General features: G+C 35.9%; 13 protein-coding genes. 5 read left to right on the top strand and 8 right to left on the bottom strand.

Going from position 1 to position 20,153, the window contains the following annotated elements; all coding sequences use genetic code 11:
- The first annotated feature begins 386 nt into the window (after positions 1 to 386).
- Positions 387 to 1,028, top strand: a complete 642-nt coding sequence (locus tag AC1W31_RS17155) for a hypothetical protein (protein WP_481735712.1) — start codon at positions 387 to 389, stop codon at positions 1,026 to 1,028.
- A gap of 63 nt (positions 1,029 to 1,091) precedes the next feature.
- On the opposite strand, the gene nhaD is transcribed toward AC1W31_RS17155, so the two are convergent.
- The gene (gene nhaD, locus AC1W31_RS17160; protein ID WP_481735713.1) at positions 1,092 to 2,384 is read right to left on the bottom strand and encodes a sodium:proton antiporter NhaD; all 1,293 of its coding nucleotides are present in this window, start codon (positions 2,382 to 2,384) and stop codon (positions 1,092 to 1,094) included.
- Positions 2,385 to 2,573: 189 nt separating this feature from the next.
- Here nhaD and AC1W31_RS17165 point away from each other — a divergent pair, with 189 nt between their 5' ends.
- On the top strand, positions 2,574 to 3,779 hold the full coding sequence (locus AC1W31_RS17165; protein WP_481735714.1) for a pyridoxal phosphate-dependent aminotransferase: 1,206 nt from the start codon (positions 2,574 to 2,576) through the stop codon (positions 3,777 to 3,779).
- An 88-nt stretch (positions 3,780 to 3,867) separates the two neighbouring features.
- Here AC1W31_RS17165 and AC1W31_RS17170 read toward each other — a convergent pair whose 3' ends face one another.
- Entirely contained in the window at positions 3,868 to 5,097 is a 1,230-nt protein-coding gene (locus AC1W31_RS17170; protein WP_481735715.1) for an RsmB/NOP family class I SAM-dependent RNA methyltransferase, read from the bottom strand.
- A 296-nt stretch (positions 5,098 to 5,393) separates the two neighbouring features.
- Between AC1W31_RS17170 and AC1W31_RS17175 the strand changes: the two genes are divergently transcribed.
- Positions 5,394 to 5,957 carry a Uma2 family endonuclease gene (locus AC1W31_RS17175; protein ID WP_481735716.1) on the top strand — a complete coding sequence of 188 codons (564 nt, stop codon included), beginning with the start codon at positions 5,394 to 5,396 and terminating at the stop codon, positions 5,955 to 5,957.
- A gap of 89 nt (positions 5,958 to 6,046) precedes the next feature.
- Here AC1W31_RS17175 and cysM read toward each other — a convergent pair whose 3' ends face one another.
- Entirely contained in the window at positions 6,047 to 6,925 is an 879-nt protein-coding gene (cysM, locus tag AC1W31_RS17180; protein WP_481735717.1) for a cysteine synthase CysM, read from the bottom strand.
- A 61-nt stretch (positions 6,926 to 6,986) separates the two neighbouring features.
- Positions 6,987 to 7,790, bottom strand: a complete 804-nt coding sequence (epsC, locus tag AC1W31_RS17185) for a serine O-acetyltransferase EpsC (protein WP_481735718.1) — start codon at positions 7,788 to 7,790, stop codon at positions 6,987 to 6,989.
- A 275-nt stretch (positions 7,791 to 8,065) separates the two neighbouring features.
- Between epsC and AC1W31_RS17190 the strand changes: the two genes are divergently transcribed.
- Entirely contained in the window at positions 8,066 to 13,339 is a 5,274-nt protein-coding gene (locus AC1W31_RS17190) for a T9SS type A sorting domain-containing protein (RefSeq protein ID WP_481735719.1), read from the top strand.
- Positions 13,340 to 13,381: 42 nt separating this feature from the next.
- On the opposite strand, the gene AC1W31_RS17195 is transcribed toward AC1W31_RS17190, so the two are convergent.
- On the bottom strand, positions 13,382 to 14,989 hold the full coding sequence (locus tag AC1W31_RS17195; protein WP_481735720.1) for a GMC family oxidoreductase: 1,608 nt from the start codon (positions 14,987 to 14,989) through the stop codon (positions 13,382 to 13,384).
- A gap of 181 nt (positions 14,990 to 15,170) precedes the next feature.
- Here AC1W31_RS17195 and AC1W31_RS17200 point away from each other — a divergent pair, with 181 nt between their 5' ends.
- A complete protein-coding gene (locus AC1W31_RS17200) occupies positions 15,171 to 15,767 on the top strand; it encodes a HupE/UreJ family protein (RefSeq protein WP_481735721.1) in 597 nt (198 codons plus the stop codon).
- Between the two features lie 154 nt (positions 15,768 to 15,921).
- On the opposite strand, the gene AC1W31_RS17205 is transcribed toward AC1W31_RS17200, so the two are convergent.
- From AC1W31_RS17205 to AC1W31_RS17215, 3 genes are all read right to left on the bottom strand, one after another.
- Positions 15,922 to 16,986 carry a phosphotransferase family protein gene (locus AC1W31_RS17205; RefSeq protein WP_481735722.1) on the bottom strand — a complete coding sequence of 355 codons (1,065 nt, stop codon included), beginning with the start codon at positions 16,984 to 16,986 and terminating at the stop codon, positions 15,922 to 15,924.
- A gap of 118 nt (positions 16,987 to 17,104) precedes the next feature.
- Entirely contained in the window at positions 17,105 to 17,848 is a 744-nt protein-coding gene (locus tag AC1W31_RS17210) for an SGNH/GDSL hydrolase family protein (protein WP_481735723.1), read from the bottom strand.
- A gap of 104 nt (positions 17,849 to 17,952) precedes the next feature.
- Positions 17,953 to 19,293, bottom strand: a complete 1,341-nt coding sequence (locus AC1W31_RS17215; RefSeq protein WP_481735724.1) for a vanadium-dependent haloperoxidase — start codon at positions 19,291 to 19,293, stop codon at positions 17,953 to 17,955.
- Positions 19,294 to 20,153 lie beyond the last annotated feature (860 nt).

The raw sequence follows: 20,153 nt of genomic DNA on the forward strand, positions 1-20,153 counted from the left end.
TGTGGGCGGTTTAATTGTAGAAAAAGCCTCTGATGGTACTTTATTGCATTACAATTGGGTTGGATATATGTCTATATTTTTCATGATTTTGGGAATTATTATTGGGAAATACGTAAAACCCCTTGAAGCCTAAAATTAAATAAAACCTATTACTGAAATTTTTTCTGCGGTTAGAAAAAAATAATCTTAATAGTGCTTAATTTCTTTTTAGTTCTTTTTTAATCGCTAATTTTACCGTTTAATAAAAAAAGTGGTAAGATTTCGTAAAAAAATTATATATTTATTAAAATTTTTAAATCTCTATTTGTCCGCCAGTCAAGTAAATAAGATTTAAGAAAAATTATTTACTGTACAGAATTATATAAAATCCTCCTCAAAAAAATAGTATGAAAAATCACCTTATTCTAACTGTGGCGGCAGTTCTTTCTTTATTTACATTGAATTTTACTGTCGGTCAAACTTCCAAGATTAACTCGAATAAAGAAATTTTATTTGAAGCATCTATTAATTCTGACAATAGAGCATTAATAAGATGGGTCAACCAATCCGACCATCAATCTGCCCGATTTATTGTTCAAAGAAGTAGAGATAATGAGACTTTTTTCGATATTCGAGAAATTGTCGTGAAACAGGATGCCGTTGAGCAAGGACAACAATTACAATTTGCTTTTACGGATTCAAAATTTCTTCGAAATACTTCATACTACAGAATAGTGGAGTATGAATTGAATGGATTATCATATACTTACAGTTCATTGATGCTGAAACCAGTTAGTCCTATCTCAATTGTTAGAAATGGGGACATGAGTTTTGTGAGAGTGACTGTTGAAGATAGTAAAAATTTAACTGCTTTAGTTAGTACGGAAACAGGTTTGGGTGTGCCATGTGAATTTGAAGTTTCAGAGACAAATGATGTGATTTTAAAACCCGCCTATTCATTAAATGGAGGGAGTTATTTAGTGAAATTACGCTCATCAACTGGTGAAAAACAATTCAAATTTACCGTTAAAAATGACGATGTTTTGTGAATAAAGTTAGATATAAATAATACAAAAAGCTCTTTTCTGATTCAGGAAAGGGCTTTTTGTGAATCAATGCAATAAACTAAAAATTATTAAGTAAGCAATTACTCCCGCAAAATAGCCAATTAATGCCGTGAAACTAATTTTACGGAGATACCACAAAAAATCAATCTTTTCCATACCCATTACTGCAATACCTGCCGCTGAGCCAATAATCAAAATACTTCCGCCCGTACCCGCACAATATGCCATAAATGCCCATATCTTTGTATCTGCGGGAAAGGTATTCAAATCATACATTCCCATTGAAGCAGCCACTAAGGGTACATTATCAATTACGGCCGAAGCCAAACCAATTAAAACGACGATAATGTTCTGATTTCCAACGGTTTTGTCCATCCATTGTGCCAAACCTGAAAGTAAATGTGTTGATTCTAAAGCGCCAATTGCTATTAATATTCCTAAGAAAAAAAGAATACTTGAAGTATCAATTTTACTTAACGCATGGGCCACGGTGAATGGATGTCGCTCTTCGTCGTCCTTGTTTGCGTGCAGAATTTCGGAAGTAATCCAAACAACTCCTAAGCCCAAAAGTATGCCCATATACGGGGGCAAATGCGTCATGGTTTTGAAAATTGGGACGAATATTAACGTTCCAATTCCCACCAAAAGCATGATCACAGCATTTTGCGTTTTGATAACTAAACCGTGTACATCTTTCTTTGAATCTTCATCAGTTACCTCACGTTTTACTGAGCCTTTTAACTTGAAAGTTAAGTAGATAAGTGGAATTATTAATGAAATCAAACTTGGAATTAAAAGTGATTTCATAATATTGACGGGCGTAATTTGTCCACCAATCCAGAGCATTGTGGTAGTAACATCACCAATCGGCGACCACGCTCCACCCGCATTGGCAGCAATGATAACAACTCCTGCAAATAGTTTTCGAGATTCGGGTTCTTTGATTAATTTTCGTAAAACCGAAACCATGACAATTGCGGTGGTAAGATTATCTAAAATGGACGATAAAAAGAACGTAATCATGGCAATTAGCCACAGTAGTTTAACTTTATTTTTGCTGATAATTCTATCCGTAATTAATCTAAAACCATCGTGTGCATCAATTAATTCTACGATGGTCATAGCTCCTAAAAGAAAGAAAAGAATTTCGGAAACACTGGCTAAATGATGAGATAATTCACCCAAAACGGTATTGGGGTCGTTTGTAGAAACAATATAAATTGTCCAACATAATACACCTGACAACAATGCCGTGGCAGTTTTATTGATTTTTATGGGGTGTTCGAGAGCAATGCCTAAGTAACCGACTACAAAGATGAGGATTAGAAGTATTTGCATGAGATTCGGGGCAATTATTTGTTATTATTTATTGGACAAACCGAATAATTTCACCCAAAACTAATAACAAATAACCACTAATGAATAACTAAAATCTAAACAAATCACCTTTTTTTCTTTCCGTTCCCACCATACAGCCCTAACTTTGCACAATTTTTAAAATCAGTATTATATCAAAATTGTAAAAAAATGAGTTTAACAGTATCGCTCGCCGACCGCATTAATGCACTGGAAGAGTCTGCAACCCTCGGGATGACCAAAAAAGCCCGTGAACTTGCCGCTCTGGGACACAAAGTTATTAGCCTATCTGTAGGTGAACCCGATTTCAAAACCCCAAAGCACATTTGTGATGCCGCAAAAAAAGCCATTGATGATGGTTTTCACGGGTATTCGCCCGTTGCTGGATATCCTGACCTTCGTAAAGCGATTGCCGATAAACTTAAACGTGATAATAATTTAGAATGGAATCCCGAAAATATTGTGGTTTCAACGGGGGCGAAACATACGCTTGCGAATGTGATTGCAACTTTGGTAAATCCAGGTGAAGAAGTTATCATTTTTGCGCCTTATTGGGTTTCGTATTCTGAAATGGTGAAATTGGCAGAAGGTACAACCGTTATTGTGGATGGTGCTTTTGATAACAACTTCAAAGTTACGCCAGCACAATTTGAAGCAGCAATTACGCCAAAAACGAAATTAATCATGTTTGCTTCGCCCAATAATCCAACAGGTTCAGTTTATACAGAAGCTGAATTGAGAGCAATTGGTGCAGTGGTTGCCAAAAATCCAAATATCTTCATCATGGCAGATGAGATTTATGAATATATTAATTTTACAGAAGAAGGGCATTTCTCAATTGGTTCAATTCCTGAAATCAAAAACCAAGTAATTACGGTAAATGGTGTGGCAAAAGGACACGCTATGACGGGTTGGAGAATTGGATTTATGGCTGCTGCCAAATGGATTGCTGAAGGCGTAGAAAAATTACAAGGACAAGTAACGTCTGGAACAAATTCAATTGCCCAAAAAGCGGCTGTTGTGGCATTTAATGGACCTTTGGATGAGGCTCATAAAATGAAAGTTGCTTATGACCGTCGTCGTAAATTGGTGGTTGGATTATTGCGTGAAATTCCAGGGTTTAAGGTAAATATGCCCGATGGAGCGTTTTATGCGTTTCCAGATATTAGTTATTATTTTGGTAAATCGGACGGAACAACGTTGATTAAAGATTCTGATGATTTCTCAATGTGGCTTTTAGAAGGTTCTTTTGTAGCAACGGTGGCAGGTTCAAGTTTTGGAGCGCCAAATTGTATCCGTATTTCAACGGCTGCTGCTGATGAGCAATTAATAGAAGCTTGCGAGCGCATTAAAGCTGCAGTTGCAAAACTGGTTTAGCTTTTAGGGATTGGATAATGAGGTAAATTGGTTTCCAGAAAAACTTTTCACCTCATTACCCAATCCCTAATTATTTAAAATCGAATCTCTATTTCTTCAACAAACAAGCCATATAAAAACCATCGTATCCATCGGTTGCGGGCGATGTTCTTCGTTCTGATAAAAGCTCCCACGAATCTGGTTGTTCGATTAACAATCGTTGAATGTGTGCTTCACTTTCCGAAGGTAACAAACTACAAGTAGCAAAAACCATTTTGCCGCCTTTCTTCAACATAGTCGAATATTCCGATAAAATTTTCCACTGAATTCTTCGTAAATTATCAATAAAAGCGGGGGTAAGTTTCCATTTTGCATCAGGATTTCTACGAATTACACCCAAACCTGAACAGGGTACATCCAATAATAATCTATCGGCACTGGCTTCGAGGCTCAATAAGGTTTTGGCATCAATCAATTTGGTTTCGATATTATCAACGCCATTGCGTTTTACTCGCTTCAAAAGTTCGGTAAGTTTGCGTTCTTCCACGTCCATTGCCACTACTCGCCCTTTGTTTTGCATCAAAGCCGCAAGGTGCAAAGATTTTCCACCCGCACCCGCACAAGCATCAATTACTCGCATGCCTAATTTTACATCCAAGAAAGGGGCAACTAATTGAGAAGCAGCGTCTTGTACTTCAAAAAAACCATTTTTGTACAATTCAGTTTTGGAAATATTACTTCGTTTTTGCAAGATTAAAGCATCGGGCAATTCAGCCAAAACAGACGTTTCAATATTGATTTCGTTCAATAAATCTTGCAATGCTTTTTGCGTAGTTTTCAAGGTATTAGCACGTAAAACTACTGGAGCTTGTTGATTCAAAGCCTTAATTTCTTCCGACCATTTGTCGGCTCCTAATTCTGATTCACCCAAAGCATCAAGCCAATCTGGCACGGATTCACGGATTTTGCGTATTTGTTGTGCTTCTTGAAAATGAGTTAATATTTTTGTCGAATCTAATTTTTCAAACTCTTCCCATTTTGGTAATAATTCCTCGGTTTCAGATTCATTTTTAACGATTAACCAAGCACCGATGATTTGGAAATAATTGGTTTCTGTTAAATTGTTCTCCGATAAATCTGTTATGTAAAGTGCTAAACGCCAGTTTCTTACAATTTCGTAAGCGGTTTCTGCAATGAAATTTCTATCACGACTGCCCCATTGTTTATTCGATTTAAGGATTTCTTCAATCACACGGTCGGCCTGACGAGGATTTTCTGGACTAAAGATTTCTTGCAATGCCTTGACGGTTGCAGACACTAAGGGACGATGAAGACGCATATTTTTGTTGTCAGTTAATAATTATCAGTTGGCAGATTTACCATTTCGATAACTAATACAAATTTCCGAAAATTTAGTGACAAAGACGAATAGCAGAGCAGTTTAGAATTTTTTAAATATATTTTGAAAAATTGTTTAATAATTTTTCAAGCATAAAACAAAAGTATATGGTCTGATGTTTTAATATCATATTGTTCAAACTAAAAAAAAGCCATGCCTATAAGTATGGCTTTTTTTGCGGTTAAATCAAGAATTTGTATATTCGTATTATCAATGAAACATAACGGTTTCAAACTATGATTAAGATAGACCATACAGTAGAAATTGAAAATTATTTAGCCTTTGAAAGAGAGAGTCTCACCAAGAATGAATTTCTTTTTCAGAGTATTATCCCTATGGCAGGAGCATCTTTTGAGCATAATTTACTGGCAATGAACTTGTCAGCAATGATTTGGTTTCATTTAAGAAAATCAAGTAAAATTGTTTTCCAGAATGACATGAGAACTTACAATGCTATTAATCAGAGTTTTATGTATCCAGATATTGTGGTAAGTAATGGAAAACCTATTTTTAGAGAGGATGAAAAAATGGATAATTTGATGAATCCTGTGATGATTATAGAAGTTTTATCACCCAGTACAGCCGTGTATGACAAAACAGATAAATTCATTGCTTGCAAAACGATTCCATCACTTCAAGAGTATGTGTTGATTTCAACCGATACCCCCGAAATTGAAATTTATAGACGTGAAAATGAAGAGCATTGGACATTAATAAAAGAGCGAGAACCCAGCAACAAAGTACGTTTAAATGCCATAGATTTTGAGTTTGAATTGGGAGAGATTTATGATCGAAAATAACAAAAAAGCCTTCCAAATTAAATTTGAAAGGCTTTTTATGTCGGGCGGATAACCTATGATGATTCTCCAGAATCGTTGTACACAATTCATCACCCGAATAAATCACTTGATAAATATCTATCTCCTCTATCGCAAATAATACAAACTATCACACCTGATTCTAATTCTTGGGCTAACCTAACTGCTGCTGCTGCTGACCCTCCGCTACTCATTCCACCAAAAACTGCTTCTTCTTTTGCTAAACGGTTTGCCATAATTCGGGATTCAGCCTCTGAAACATCCATAATCCTATCGACTTTCGCAGCATCAAAAATCATGGGTAAATACTCCTTCGACCAACGTCTAATGCCGGGGATTTTTGAGCCTTCTGTTGGCTGGCAACCCACAATTTGAATATTAGGATTTTGCTCTTTCAAATACATTGAAGTTCCCATAATGGTACCCGTAGTTCCCATCGAACTGACAAAATGCGTAATTTCTCCATTGGTATCTTTCCAGATTTCGGGACCCGTGGTGCGATAATGAGCTAAATAATTGTCAGGATTTCCGAATTGGTCGAGCATGAAATAACCACCTTTTTTTATTTGTGCTTCGGCATAATCTCTTGAACCTTCAATACCTTCTTCGGCGGCGGTAAGAATCACTTTTGCCCCAAAAGCTTCCATCGTTAGCACACGCTCACGGGTAGAGTTTTCGGGCATAACTAATTCAATTTCAAGGTTATACAACCGTGCAATCATGGCTAAAGCGATGCCTGTGTTGCCCGAAGTTGCCTCAATCAGTTTCATGTCTGATTCGATTTCTCCACGGTCAACGGCACCTTTTATCATACTCAAAGCGGCTCGGTCTTTAACGGATCCACCGGGATTATGTCCTTCTAATTTTCCGTAAATCTTAACGTTAGGATTCGGATTAATTCTGTTTAATTCAACGATAGGCGTATTGCCTACTAAATCTAATATTGTCATTTTGGATGCTTTATGGAACACGGAGCTAATCAATTAAATCCGTATGCAATCATTTCATACTTTACTGTAAAATCTTAACCTGTTCTTGGTGATAAATTTTGGTATTTTCGGGTACACTGCGAGTTAGCCAAACGTTACCTCCGATGACAGAATTTGCTCCAACCACAGTTTCACCCCCAAGAATTGTTGCTCCTGAATATATAACCACATTGTCCTCAATGGTTGGATGGCGTTTCATCGAAGCCATTGTTTTGCTGACTGACAAAGCTCCCAACGTTACACCTTGATATATTTTTACGTTTTTTCCGATATACGTTGTTTCTCCAATAACTACACCCGTGCCGTGGTCAATCATAAAATATTCGTCAATTTCTGCTCCAGGATGAATATCAATTCCCGTTTTAGAATGGGCGTATTCCGTCAAAATTCTTGGTACAATCGGCACGTCTAATTTCAACAAGGCGTGTGCCAAACGATACAAAGTAATGGCATAAAATCCAGGGTACGCTCTGATGACTTCATACTCACTTTGAGCCGCTGGGTCGCCTGCCATAATTGCTTGAACATCAGTCAGTAAGATGTTATAAATGTGAGGAATTTGCTGAATATAATCACTGGAAATACCTTTTGCATCACGTTCAAGATGTTGTTGCATCGAACGCAAAATGCGAGTCAAACGCAATTCTATTTGGTCGAAAGCCTCTTGAATTTCGTCCATACAGCCAAAATGTCTTTGCGTTTGTTCTGGAAATAAAGTGAACACAATATCCGTAAATAATTCCTTGACAACCGAAGTAGAGGGGAAAGTATTTGGTTTTGAGTGCTTTTGGCAAAGATTTTCTAAGAATGGTTTTGGTAATTTCATAATGGTCGGTATGTCGATTAGAGACAACGTTTCAAATTTAACGATAAATTTTGTGGAATAATTCGTGAGCGTTGCAAAAAGAGATAATTATAGAATTATTTTGGAAATTGTTACTTCTTATACAATCATTCCAAGATTCTATACTTCTAAATAATAGTGATTGAAATTTTACATAAACCGTCATTTACCGTTTAATAAATGGGTTTGTAGAGTTCATATCTTTATGTTTTCTTTGTATTAAAAGTGTTTTTATTTAATTTAAGATAACTCCTGCTATGATAAAACGTCTATTATTCAGTGTACTTTCTACACTTTTGTATCAATTGGCAATCGCTCAAAGTATTTCTTCCAACTCGCCGTTATGTACGGATAATATTCCCACCTTAGAACTCAAAGCCACGGGTGGGAGTACTTACTTTTGGAGTGGTCCAAACGGTTTTAATTCCAATCAACAAAATCCAATGATTAACAAAGCAACTGCCTCGAATGCAGGAACTTACACTTGTGTAGTGGATGGGAAAACTACTTTAACTGTTGGCGTTAAAGTAGGGAAAATAACAAGTTCAGTATATGCTTATGGCTATACTTCTGGAGCGAGACTTGTACTTTATGGCTCCACTGACTATGACATATTCACGTATTCTTGGAAAGGGCCAAATGGGTTTAATAGCACCGAAAGAGTCAATTACATTGATGGTTTTGGCAAGGTTAATCAAGGTTTATATTCGCTTTCTGCAAAAGATGAGTTTGGCTGTGTTCAAAATTCACAAACGAATATGATTTTCTCAATTCCTGATTGCCCTTATTCTCCCCTTATTTACGCAGGGGTAAAGTCTGGTAGTGGTTCAAGTTGGAGTGGAACGGGGGGAACTTATCCTGTAAATGTTTGTGAAGGAACGAGCATAACATTTAGTACTGATACAACCTACTGGGGAAAAAATATTGCCTTACAATGGTTTAAAGACGATAAAATTATTCCTAATGCCACTTCTTTAGAATATTCAACCAAGGAATTAGGAACTTACTACGTTCAGATTTACAAAGGGACTTGTACATACACAACCAATAGAATTAAGCCCGTATTTACGAATGGAAGTATTTTGATAAATTTAGATTATGTAGCAGGCAAGCCTCGTGAAGAAAAATATATTTGTAAAAAAGGTGGTTCCACAAATCTGTATTTTTATAATGAAAGTACTTTTATTTCCGATGGACAACAAATAGTTCAATGGTATAAAGATGGTGTTGCTATTCCTCGAAGCACTTCTTCCTCTGGTAATTTGGTAGCTACTGAAGAAGGAAATTATCAAGTTAAAGTAAAAACAGGACAATGCGAATCAATTTCAAATACCGTTGTAGTCAAAGCCGTTGATAAACTTAAACCTATCTTTAACTTTTATGCAGGAGGAGAACTGACCGAAAAACAAAGGATATTGAAGCTATGTGCTGAAAACACCAATTCTGTACAAATCAATGTTGCGGGCGATGGAGAGAAAAAGGTTTATAGAAATGGAACCTTGTGGCAACAGACTTCATCTACGAATAACTATTATTCCGTTTCCCCCCAATCAGCAACGTATGTTTTAGAAACAAAACAGGGTGAATGCACATCCTCAGATACATTAAAACTGGAATATGGCAAAACTACTGATGTATTCACGGCAAAGTATGAATATGTAACTTGTACTAATCCAACTAATTTTTATTATAATTTGAATACAACGCTTACCAATTACAGTTTTATAAAATGGTATAAAAATGATGTTTTGTTTTCATCAAACAATTCACTATTCCCCAATTCAACTGCTGTTTATCAAGGGAAGTACGAAAATACTGTAACAGGTTGTAAAGGTGAATCTGATAAAATAAATGTAGTTGTTCCTCCTTCGCCCTCTCGTCAATTTTTTAAAGTAACGTCACCTTTAACAAAGAAAATTACAATTTGTAAAAACTTAAAAGAAGCACGTTTAATTCAAATTAATACGTATTATACGCAAGGAGTTTGGAAAAAAGATGGTAAAATTCACGATGCAGGTAATAATACGTACAGAACTTTTGTATCGCAAGCGGGAAAATACTGGTATGAGTATAACAATAATCAATGCATAAATTACTCTGATACCGTAGAAGTGGTAGAAGATGAACTACCCAAAGTTACTTTAACGCAAACTTGTATAAAAGAAAATTCAGTTAAACTTAACGTGAATGCCTCGTTAGGCGTAAAATATAATTGGTTTCAAAACGGAGTGGCATTATCAGCAAAAGATACAACTTTAATCGTGTCGCAAGGAGGTAAATATGTTGTAGAAACCTACCGAAATGGTTGTTTTGCCAGTTCTAATGAAGTTAATGTTGGCGTTTATTTGCCTGAAATAATTGCTATTTGTAATGGAGATTCGTTGCAATTAAAATCAAATAGTAACGTTTTGCCTTTTTATAACTGGACAGGGCCCAATAATTTCAAGAGTAATGTCCAAAATCCAATTGTGGCAAAATCGAATAGAAGCGTTCAAGGTTTTTATAAATTATCGGCAACCGACAAATCAGGCTGTACTTTTGTCGCCCAAACGCAAGTAACAGTCAATGATTATCCAGCTTTTACGCTTCCTAAGACCATTACAGCCTGTACTGGTTCAGCGTTTTTATTTAATCAATTGGTTTCGAAGCCTCTCACAGATTCTACTGAAACCGTGGGTAGTTATTATTTTACATCCCCTGGCCCTGAAAAAAATACTTACTATGGAGGCTCCTATTTGGCAAATCTATCTGCTCAAAATGCAGGAATTTATACTGTAACGATTACCGCAAGCCAAGGTGGATGTTCAGTAAAAACAACGACAGAATTAGTAGTGGATGCCACCGCTAATTGTAAAAGTATTTCATTAACCAACCGAAATTCAAAAGGAGTCTGCCCAGACCAAGAGAGTGAAATCGGATTTAAAACTACTGGGACTTTTAAAGAAGCAACGAATTTTAGCGCTTTTTATGAAGAATTTTATGTTAGCACCGATGGCGTTAAAATTAAAAAAGTGATTATCGGTACTGCCAAACAAAGTCCTATTAAGATTAATGGCTTAAAAAGTGGAGTAGGATACACAATAAAAGTAGAATCAGAAGATGGCATACAAACTCCTTTTAGCCAATATGTATATGCATATTCCACCAGTGGTAACACTATAATCGATGCGGTAGATAATAATAGAAATTCTGAATGTAGTGTGCTTCCTTTAACATTAAGTGGTAATATTTCATACACAAAAGTACAATGGTTTTTTAATGGAGATTCTTTAAAAAAAGAAACAAGTAATTTGGTAAGTGCCACTAAAACGGGTAATTACATGATAAAGTATATTGATAGCTATGGCTGTAATGTCTCTGTTAATAAAGATATAACCATCGGAAAATTGGATAAACCTTTATTATACGGCAATAAACCCAATGAGCTGAATTGTTTTAGCGAATCAGTGTATTTATACACTAATTATGGTTCTAATAGAAAATATACATGGCGAAGAGATGGAATCCTACAGACAGAAACATACTCTTCTATTCAAGCAACAACGGCTGGGAAATATACCGTTGAAGTTTCTAAAGAAAGTTGTAAGGCAGTTTCTGACACCATTACTGTTATACAAAATACGAATAAAAAACTAAATTTTCAGGTCTATGCCTACGCAAGAGTTGATAGTGCAAATAACAATATTGGGTATATTTCAGCAGAATGGTTAGGAGAATCAACATACAAATATCAAATATTTAAAGACAACCAATTGTTTGCAGAAGGTAGAAGTTCACAGGTATTTATCAAAGAGCCAGGGAAATATTTCTACAAGGTTTCAAAAGGTGATTGTGATGCCGTTTCTAATATCGTTGATTTTAAGACTGTACCAATCAGTAAGGAAAATTCATCAGGTTTGTATTATAATGGTAACTACGATTACTCATCAAATACAATTCAATTGTGTGATACAAATACGGTTCAATTCTTATACGGATATCCCACTCAATATTCAACGGGAACAGTCGTGAAACGTACCATTACCGCTTATCGTGATGGCAAACCACTTCCTGCTTATAAAGAAGGCATAAACCTATATCCATCTTTGAGATACTATGCAAATGAATATAATTTCTACCTATATTTTAGAGGAGCTGGGACATATCATGTTATCGAAGAATTGACTTTAAAAGATAGTACGAAATTAAAAAATAAATACGGCGAGTTAAAAGCTACTGTTGGTTCTCCAATTTATACCAGCACAAGAATTGTTCAACCCGTTTTTTCATGCGTAGATTCAGTCTCATTGTACGGATATAATTATTCAAATGGTCAACGTCCTATTAGTTATGTTTGGAAAAAAGATGGTGCCGTCTTCAAAAAAGGCATTGAACAAAATACAAGTAATTTAATGGTTAAACAAACAGGAACTTATGTTTTAGAAACAACGTATAAAGGCGGATGTGTTGCTCTTTCAACACCCTACAAAGTTGAACTGAATAAATTAGGGGTAGTAATTGATACCACTTCTCGCATAATATGTGAGGGTACGTCTATTTCACTCACAGGAAACTATCCACAAGGCTTTACCAAAGAGGATACCACAAAAATAACTTACCAATGGCAAAAAGATGGGAAAGACTATCCACAAGGAAATGGGAACTTTACTATCTATAATTACAATGGCGTTCCTTTATCAACAAAAGAAGCAGGTGTTTATACCTTGAAAATGCAACAAAATAAATGTCAAGGAATATCTCAAAATGTTAATGTTAAGATAGGTAGTGTGCCAAACACGATCAACTACGCAGACTCAGTTTTATTTTGCCAAACCAATGCTATTAATTTAAAAACGACAGAAGATGCCAATTTAACTTACCTCTGGGAACGTGATGGCAGTTTTATTAAAGATGCGAGTAAAGCAACTTTGGAAGTAAAAGAGGCAGGAATCTATCGCTCATTAAATAGAAAAGAGTCTTGTTGGAACTATACGCCAAAGGTCAGAGCAAAGGTTTTAGCCAATATTTTGCCAACGGCAATACTCACGGGAGACAAAGAAATCAACTATGCAGATACCGTAAAAGCATCAATTGTTTTTACATCTCACGCTCCATGGACTTTCAAACTGTCGGATGGAAAGGAATATACTACCACTAAATCGCCTTTTTCAGTATCACTTAGACCGCAATTTTCAACCAATTATACGTTAACAGAAGTAAAAAATGTTTGTGGAACGGGTACTATTTCGGGAACTGCCAATATTAAAGTATTGGTTCTGTCGAGTGAATTGGAGGAGGGAATAAATCTCAATATTTTTCCTATCCCAAGTAAAGAAGATATAAGTATTCAGTTAGTTTTGTATAAGCCAGATACAATGGGATGGACTTTAAATAACACACTTGGTAGTGTTTTGCAAACAGGATTACAAGCAAACAAAAGCAGCAAACATGAAAGTGATATTTCGCTAAAATCTTTACCAGAAGGCATTTATTTTCTTCGAGTTCAAGTAGGAGAGAGATCTTTAATTAGGAAAATTATTAAAACGAATTAGAATCAAAAAGCCCTCTGGGATATCCCAGAGGGCTTTTTGATTCTATCCATGCAATATCAAATCCGCCGCCCTTTCTGCTACCGCAATCGTTGGAGCATTGGTATTCCCAGAAATGACCATGGGGATTATCGAAGCGTCTACCACTCTCAAACCCTTTAAACCTCTGACTTTCAAGGATTCAGGCGATACTACGGCCATATCATCTACGCCCATTTTGCACGTTCCGCAGGGGTGATAAACGGTTTCGCAGTTTTTTAAAATATGCTGAATTAGTTCTTCATCGGTATTGGCATTTCTTGGAAAATTCAATTCATTTTCTATTCTGAAAGGCGCAAAAGCCTCGGATAAAAGTACCTCTTTTGCTTTTTTTACGCCCCGTAACATGGTGGCTAAATCTTCTCCGTTGGCATCCGAAAAATATTGTGGGTCAATCAATGGTGCATCGGTGGCTATGTTGGAATGCAACCCTACATACCCACGACTTTTGGGGGTAATAATCGTTGGCAAAATCGTAAATCCTTCGGTTTTAGGCAAACTTGCCAAATCGTGAATATCCTCGCCCATCACTGGGGCAAAATGAAATTGCATATCTGGACGATCGAGGTCGGGAAGGGTTTTGAAAAATGAACAGGCTTCTAACGGGCTTGAAGTTAATGGACCTTGTTTTTGAACAAAATATTTAAAAGCATTTCCCAAAACCCAAGGAAAACGCTCGGCATTATTGTAGGTCAAGCGTTGGTTACAAAATACATTCATATTAACAAAAAGATGGTCAGACAGATTTTGTCCAACCCCTTTTAAGTGCAATTTTGATGTTATCCCAAAATCTTTTAAATAATCGGCATCACCAATGCCTGAAAGCATTAAAATCTGTGGACTTTGGAATGCTCCCGCCGAGATAATTACTTCTTTTTCAGCATAAACTTTCTCGGTATGTCCCGAGGAATTTTTGATAAATTCAACGCCAATTACTCGGTCATTTTCAATTAATAATTGTTTGGTTAATGAATTGGTCAAGACTTTTAAATTAGGGCGAGATAAGGCTGGTATCAAAAAAGCCGAAGCCGTTGAATGTCTTTTGGCATCCTTAATGGTGAACTGAAATTTACCCGCACCATCTTGGTTTTTCCCGTTAAAGTCTTGATTTTCAGGTATTCCACATTCAATATTTCCTTTTACGAACGCCTCCGCTAAGGGCGTAATATTACGATTGATGGTGACATTCAATAATCCACCTCGACTATGAAAAGCATCTTCAAATTGCTCATTATGCTCTGATTTTTTGAAATAGGGTAACATTGATTCGTAGCCCCAACCTTTATTCCCCCAACGTTCCCAATCGTTATAATCCTCCCGATTTCCACGAATGTATGCCATGCAATTTATCGAACTACTTCCGCCCAAAGTTTTGCCACGAGGTTGATACATTTTACGGTTCAACACGTGCTTTTGCGGTTCGGTGAAAAAATCCCAATTCAAGGTTTTGTCATAATTTAATTTGGAATATGCTGCAGGAATATGTATATTCATATTTTTGTCTTTTCCGCCTGCTTCAATCAAAAGAATATTATTCTTTGGGTTTTCAGAAAGACGATTTGCCAGTACGCAACCAGCCGAACCTGCACCTATGATGATATAATCGGGTTTCATATTTATTGATTTATAAGTTTGTAAAACGAAATTTCATTTCGATCTATATTTTCTCTAAATTACAATCTTATCCTTGAATAATTATATTTTGTACGATTAATATTTTCTCCTAAACATGAATGCTCAGGATGTTCAAATATAGAAATTTGAACCCATAAACTTTATTAACCACGAACCTAAAATGTCCGATTTTGAAATTTTCTTACCCCTCGGTTTTCAACATATTACCGATATTCAAGGCTACGACCATATTCTTTTCGTAATTGCCCTTTGTGCCATTTACCGTTTGAACGACTGGAAAAAAGTTGCTTTTTTAGTAACCGCTTTCACGATTGGTCACTCGATTACACTGGCTTTGGCCACTTTAAATTTGATTTCTTACAGTACAAAATTGGTTGAATTATTGATTCCGATAACCATCTTTTTGACTTGTTTCATTAACTTTTACCACAAATCAGCCGAATATTCTTCAGATATTGAAACGCCTTCTTTTTTTCGCTATCCTATCGCAATGATTTTTGGATTAATTCATGGAATGGGTTTTTCTAATTACCTGAGAAGTCTTTTAGGAAAGGAAGAAAGCATCTGGCAACCGCTGCTTGCTTTTAATATTGGATTGGAGTTGGGGCAGTTGGTAATTGTGGTTATTATACTGACAATCAGCTCGTTATTGTTAGATATTTTCAGGGTTAAAAAGCACGATTGGAATTTAATATTGTCAGGAATCGTATTGGGAATTGCGCTGATGTTAATTCGAGATGCAGAATTTTGGAAATAGAATATTAGACCACGGATTGTACAGATTCGACCGATTTACACAGATTTTTTTAAAAGATTTACCAAATGTTTAATCAAAAAATTTATGAAACTACTAATTAAAGAAATCCGTGTAAATCTGTTATATCTGTACAATCCGTGGTCTAATAATTTACCTAAATTTTTCCTCGCTCAATGGCCCGAATAGCCATTTTTGATAATTCATGAATCCCATAAATTAATCCGCTAAAACGGGGGTCTTTCGTTAATCCTGCTTTCCATCTTGCGTAGATTTGTTGCATGATTACGATGTTTTTATAAAGCCCAAAAACATAGTAAAACAGCATATCCGAAACATCTCTTTTTGTTTTATTAGCGTATCGTTCAACTACTTCATCTCGGGTTAAATTTCCTTCTAACCATGTGATATTGAATGATTTGAGGAAATCTCCATCCCCCGATTCACACCAATAAGCAAGGCTGGCACCCAAGTCCATCAATGGGTCGCCAACGGTAGACATTTCCCAATCCAATACACCCAAAATTTCCGTTAAATCATCGGGATTCAACAATACATTGTCATATTTATAGTCATTATGTAGGAAGGCGGGCGCTTGTAGACGAGGCATATTTGCTCTTAACCAAGTAGCGGTTTGCACCATTGCAGGAATTTCATCGGTCTGAGATTTCTCGTATCTGCCAATCCAACCTTCTACTTGTCTAAGCACATAGCCTTCTGGTTTTCCGAGATTGATTAACCCTGTTTTTTCAATGTCTAATAAATGTAAATCTGCCAAATTATCAATCAAATTTTCAGATAATTGCCGCATTTTCTGGGCTGGAATTTGGAGTTTCATCGCATCTTTTCCTCTGAAAATCACGCCTTTTACTCGTTCCATCATGTAAAAATGACAGCCCATAATTGATTCATCTTTACAAAAAATAACGGGCTGAGGCACTTTAGGATAATGCGGTTTCAACAATGACAAAACCTTAAATTCACGCCCCATATCGTGGGCAGATTTTATATTTGCTCCAAATGGTGGACGACGCAAAACGTATTCTTTTGAATCAGTTTTTATCAAATACGTTAGATTGGAATATCCTCCCGAAAACTGAGTAATTTCTGTAATTTCTTCAAAATCAGGGTTTTGTGATTTTAAATAGTTATTCAGAACGATACGGTTTAATTCTTCACCCTGACGAATTTGACTGGCTTGGTCAATATTGATTTCTTGCATAGTTAACGATTTTAAATCAAATACGGATTAAATGGATTTGATACGGATTATAATTATCTGTGTCAAATCCGTTTAATCCGTGTTTTATTACGTTCTACAAGTTAAGCAAAATACATCATTATTTCAAAATCTTCTTCGCTGTTTCTAAAGCTTCATATGCCCAAAGTCGGTGCATTTTTCCAGCATAATGTAATCCATCCGAAGCGAACATGGACGCATCGGTATTTTTACGAGTAATTTCTGTAATATCAATAAAAACGATGCCCACTTTTTTACATTCTTCTTTCGCCACATTGTTGAAACCATCAATTTCAGAAGCAATTTTTTCTTTATTCTGACCTTTGGCAAAAGGCGTTTTTCCCCAATCTGGAATGGATAAAACCATTACTGGTTTCGCATCATTTTTGGAAAATTTTGTACTGATATTTAATAATTGTTTAAATTCAGTTCGATAACTTTCCAGACTTTGTCCTCGATATTGATTATTTACGCCAACTAATAAAGATACGATATCGAATTGGTCAGTAAGATTTTTTGCTTCGATGGCTTGGGTCAATTCTGAAGTTGTCCAACCGGTTCGGGCAATTATTTCGTGTTTTGTGAAATTGAATTCAGTTTTTAGCAAATCAATCAGTTGCATACTCCAACGGTCTTTTTCATCCACGCTTTCGCCGATGGTATAAGAATCGCCGAGTGCCAAGAAAGTTCGTTTAGAATTATCGTTATTCATAGTGTCAGGAAGGATAGCATTATTTTTTTCTGTTGAGCTGCAAGATAATAGCATAATCAACAAAATCAGCATTTGCGTGTATTTTTCCCTTTTACAGGTCGTTTGAGATTTTAAAATTTGTGACACGTGCACGGAATAAAAGTTTTTATTCGATTCTCAAGCGGTTTGTTTTATGGAAAAACATACGTAAAATATTGGTTTTGAGATTATTAGAAACGGGAGGATTCAGTAGGAATTTACCTAAACCATTTCAATTTATTCACATTTCGCCCAATTCTTTTGCCCTGTTCCAAACCCATATCACAAGCCTGACGAAAATGGATACCTCCATACATCCGAGACATTGAAGCCTCTTGGGCTGCCTCGTTAAAACTTTTGAAATGTCGAGGTACTAATTTATCCCGTAAATAGTCCGTTTGGTCAGTAAAAGCGTATTCATTTCCGAAAATAGAACTCAAAATTTCTGCCGAAGCTCCCCACTGAGTTGAATGTCCAGAGGTATATTCTGGAAAAGCAGGCGTTAAAAAAGACGGTTTGAAGCGTTTGTCAATCACTTCTTGGATATATGTAATTGGTCGAATACAATTGGTCAAATATTTTGTTTCCCAGCAACAAACAAAAGCATCGTTGAGCGCAATGCCCGTTTTTGCGTAGGCATAAGCGAATTTATCCAACGAAGCTTTTTCTTTTTCAAGTGCATTAACCAAAATATGGATAGTATGTCCTGCAGGTGTATACGTGACGCTGGCATCATCTCTCCAATATTCAGCGATTAAGTGTTGCTCAAAAGTTAAAGTTCGAGAGATTTCATAGACCTCCATGGCCTGTTTATAAAAATCTGAATTTTGTTCTTTTGAGAATAAAATTGGGTCTGCGGGCTTGGTTTGGGCATAAATATCCTTAATGAAAGTGCGGTTTTTTCCCCAATTAGGTTGAATTGAAATTCTTGCTTTGGTTTTTGTATCATCCCAAGAAGAACCTACTGGACTGTCGTAGTGCGTATAATCACGAGCCACAGTTTCTTCTATGCTTGCCCGATATCCACCATCAGTTTTAGAGTATTGATAAATATAATTTGCCATTAAACGCCCAAATTTTATTGATTCATCCATCGATTTAGGGTTTTTATAACGGGTTTTGAAATAGTTTTTATGCTTTGTTTGTAAGGTATCCAAGGCATTTTTTACATAGTTATATCCACTAATGTTTGCGTATAAATATGAAAATAGACTGTCAGTTACGGCGTGCATCGCTTCGTCAGCCACCACATCCCATAATAACGTTTTAGGAGCCACGGGCGGATTGTCAAATCCATTGAGCTGTTTGGCTAATGATTGGTATTGGAGAGAACCTACACTGGTAGCTTCATAGAGTGTTAGTCCAATATATCCGTGCATACGGGCGGCATTCGCTGGTGCAATACCCGTTTTCATGATAAATATATTAATTAGTCGAACATAGTTTTTGGGAATATTTGCGTCAAACTCAGCGGAATATTTTGGTTTTTGGGCAAAATTACAGTGTGAATTCACTAATAATGAAAGCATTAGAATAGTATTAATAAGGTTTGTTTTCATTTTACATGGGAAAGGGACAGTGAAACAACGAAGGATTTTATTTTTTAAAACTTATTATCATTCGTCTATAAAGTTTTTTGATTAATAGTGCTATTTTTTGAAAATTTTCGTCCAAAAAAGTATTTAAAAACTTCGATTTTATGTTCTAAAACCTTGGTTCTAAGCTCTTTAAAAACGTACAAAAATGACACCAAAAAAAAATTATAAAAAAATAAAAATGCCCTTAATTATAAAATTTGGCATGATTTTGGCTCTATTTTTTATGTAATTCTTATATCAACGCAGATTGAGAATTAGATTAAAAAATAATTGTAAAATGTTTTGTTTATTAGAAATAATCCATTTCATTTGTGGGACCAACTCGGATTAGCGTTTCATCATTTATCCTATTTTTCGCCTAAGAGATAAAGATAGCGCAGAGCCAATTCCCTAATTTAAAAAGCCAAGTAGTTAAGACTTAAAAATTCGCCAATTTTCAGTATTTCCGCCAAATGAAGTACTAAGGTAGGTTTTGCCATTTCATTCACCGCCCTTGTGAGTTTAATGGATTTCTTGTTTTCTATATTTTTTCTGAAAAACAGGAGAGAATTACTATTCTGGACACATCATGAAGTTTCCTTGCTTCAATAATTCAATCTTATACTCAATGATTTAGGGCATAATGAATGGTCGCCGCCGCATAGACCTTTCTTGACTTAATTCCTTACAAACGCAATTTAAACATCTGTATCCGCTATCCTGAGCATCAGGGTATTTCGTGTCTGCTTTGAAAATTTTTCAATTTTCTCTGCTCATGTCATTCCTATGTCCTCACGGTAATGCTATCCTCATGTTTTAATTTTTGAAACGAATTTTAGTTC

The organism is Arcicella sp. (assembly GCF_964672035.1).

Excerpts from the sequence above, each read along its gene's own strand:
- AC1W31_RS17195 (WP_481735720.1), bottom strand. The coding sequence starts at position 14,989 with ATGAAACCCGATTATATCATCATAGGTGCAGGTTCGGCTGGTTGCGTA.
- nhaD (WP_481735713.1), bottom strand. The coding sequence starts at position 2,384 with ATGCAAATACTTCTAATCCTCATCTTTGTAGTCGGTTACTTAGGCATT.
- AC1W31_RS17155 (WP_481735712.1), top strand. The coding sequence starts at position 387 with ATGAAAAATCACCTTATTCTAACTGTGGCGGCAGTTCTTTCTTTATTT.
- AC1W31_RS17200 (WP_481735721.1), top strand. The coding sequence starts at position 15,171 with ATGTCCGATTTTGAAATTTTCTTACCCCTCGGTTTTCAACATATTACC.
- AC1W31_RS17170 (WP_481735715.1), bottom strand. The coding sequence starts at position 5,097 with ATGCGTCTTCATCGTCCCTTAGTGTCTGCAACCGTCAAGGCATTGCAA.
- AC1W31_RS17215 (WP_481735724.1), bottom strand. The coding sequence starts at position 19,293 with ATGAAAACAAACCTTATTAATACTATTCTAATGCTTTCATTATTAGTG.
- AC1W31_RS17175 (WP_481735716.1), top strand. The coding sequence starts at position 5,394 with ATGATTAAGATAGACCATACAGTAGAAATTGAAAATTATTTAGCCTTT.
- AC1W31_RS17165 (WP_481735714.1), top strand. The coding sequence starts at position 2,574 with ATGAGTTTAACAGTATCGCTCGCCGACCGCATTAATGCACTGGAAGAG.
- cysM (WP_481735717.1), bottom strand. The coding sequence starts at position 6,925 with ATGACAATATTAGATTTAGTAGGCAATACGCCTATCGTTGAATTAAAC.
- epsC (WP_481735718.1), bottom strand. The coding sequence starts at position 7,790 with ATGAAATTACCAAAACCATTCTTAGAAAATCTTTGCCAAAAGCACTCA.
- AC1W31_RS17205 (WP_481735722.1), bottom strand. The coding sequence starts at position 16,986 with ATGCAAGAAATCAATATTGACCAAGCCAGTCAAATTCGTCAGGGTGAA.
- AC1W31_RS17190 (WP_481735719.1), top strand. The coding sequence starts at position 8,066 with ATGATAAAACGTCTATTATTCAGTGTACTTTCTACACTTTTGTATCAA.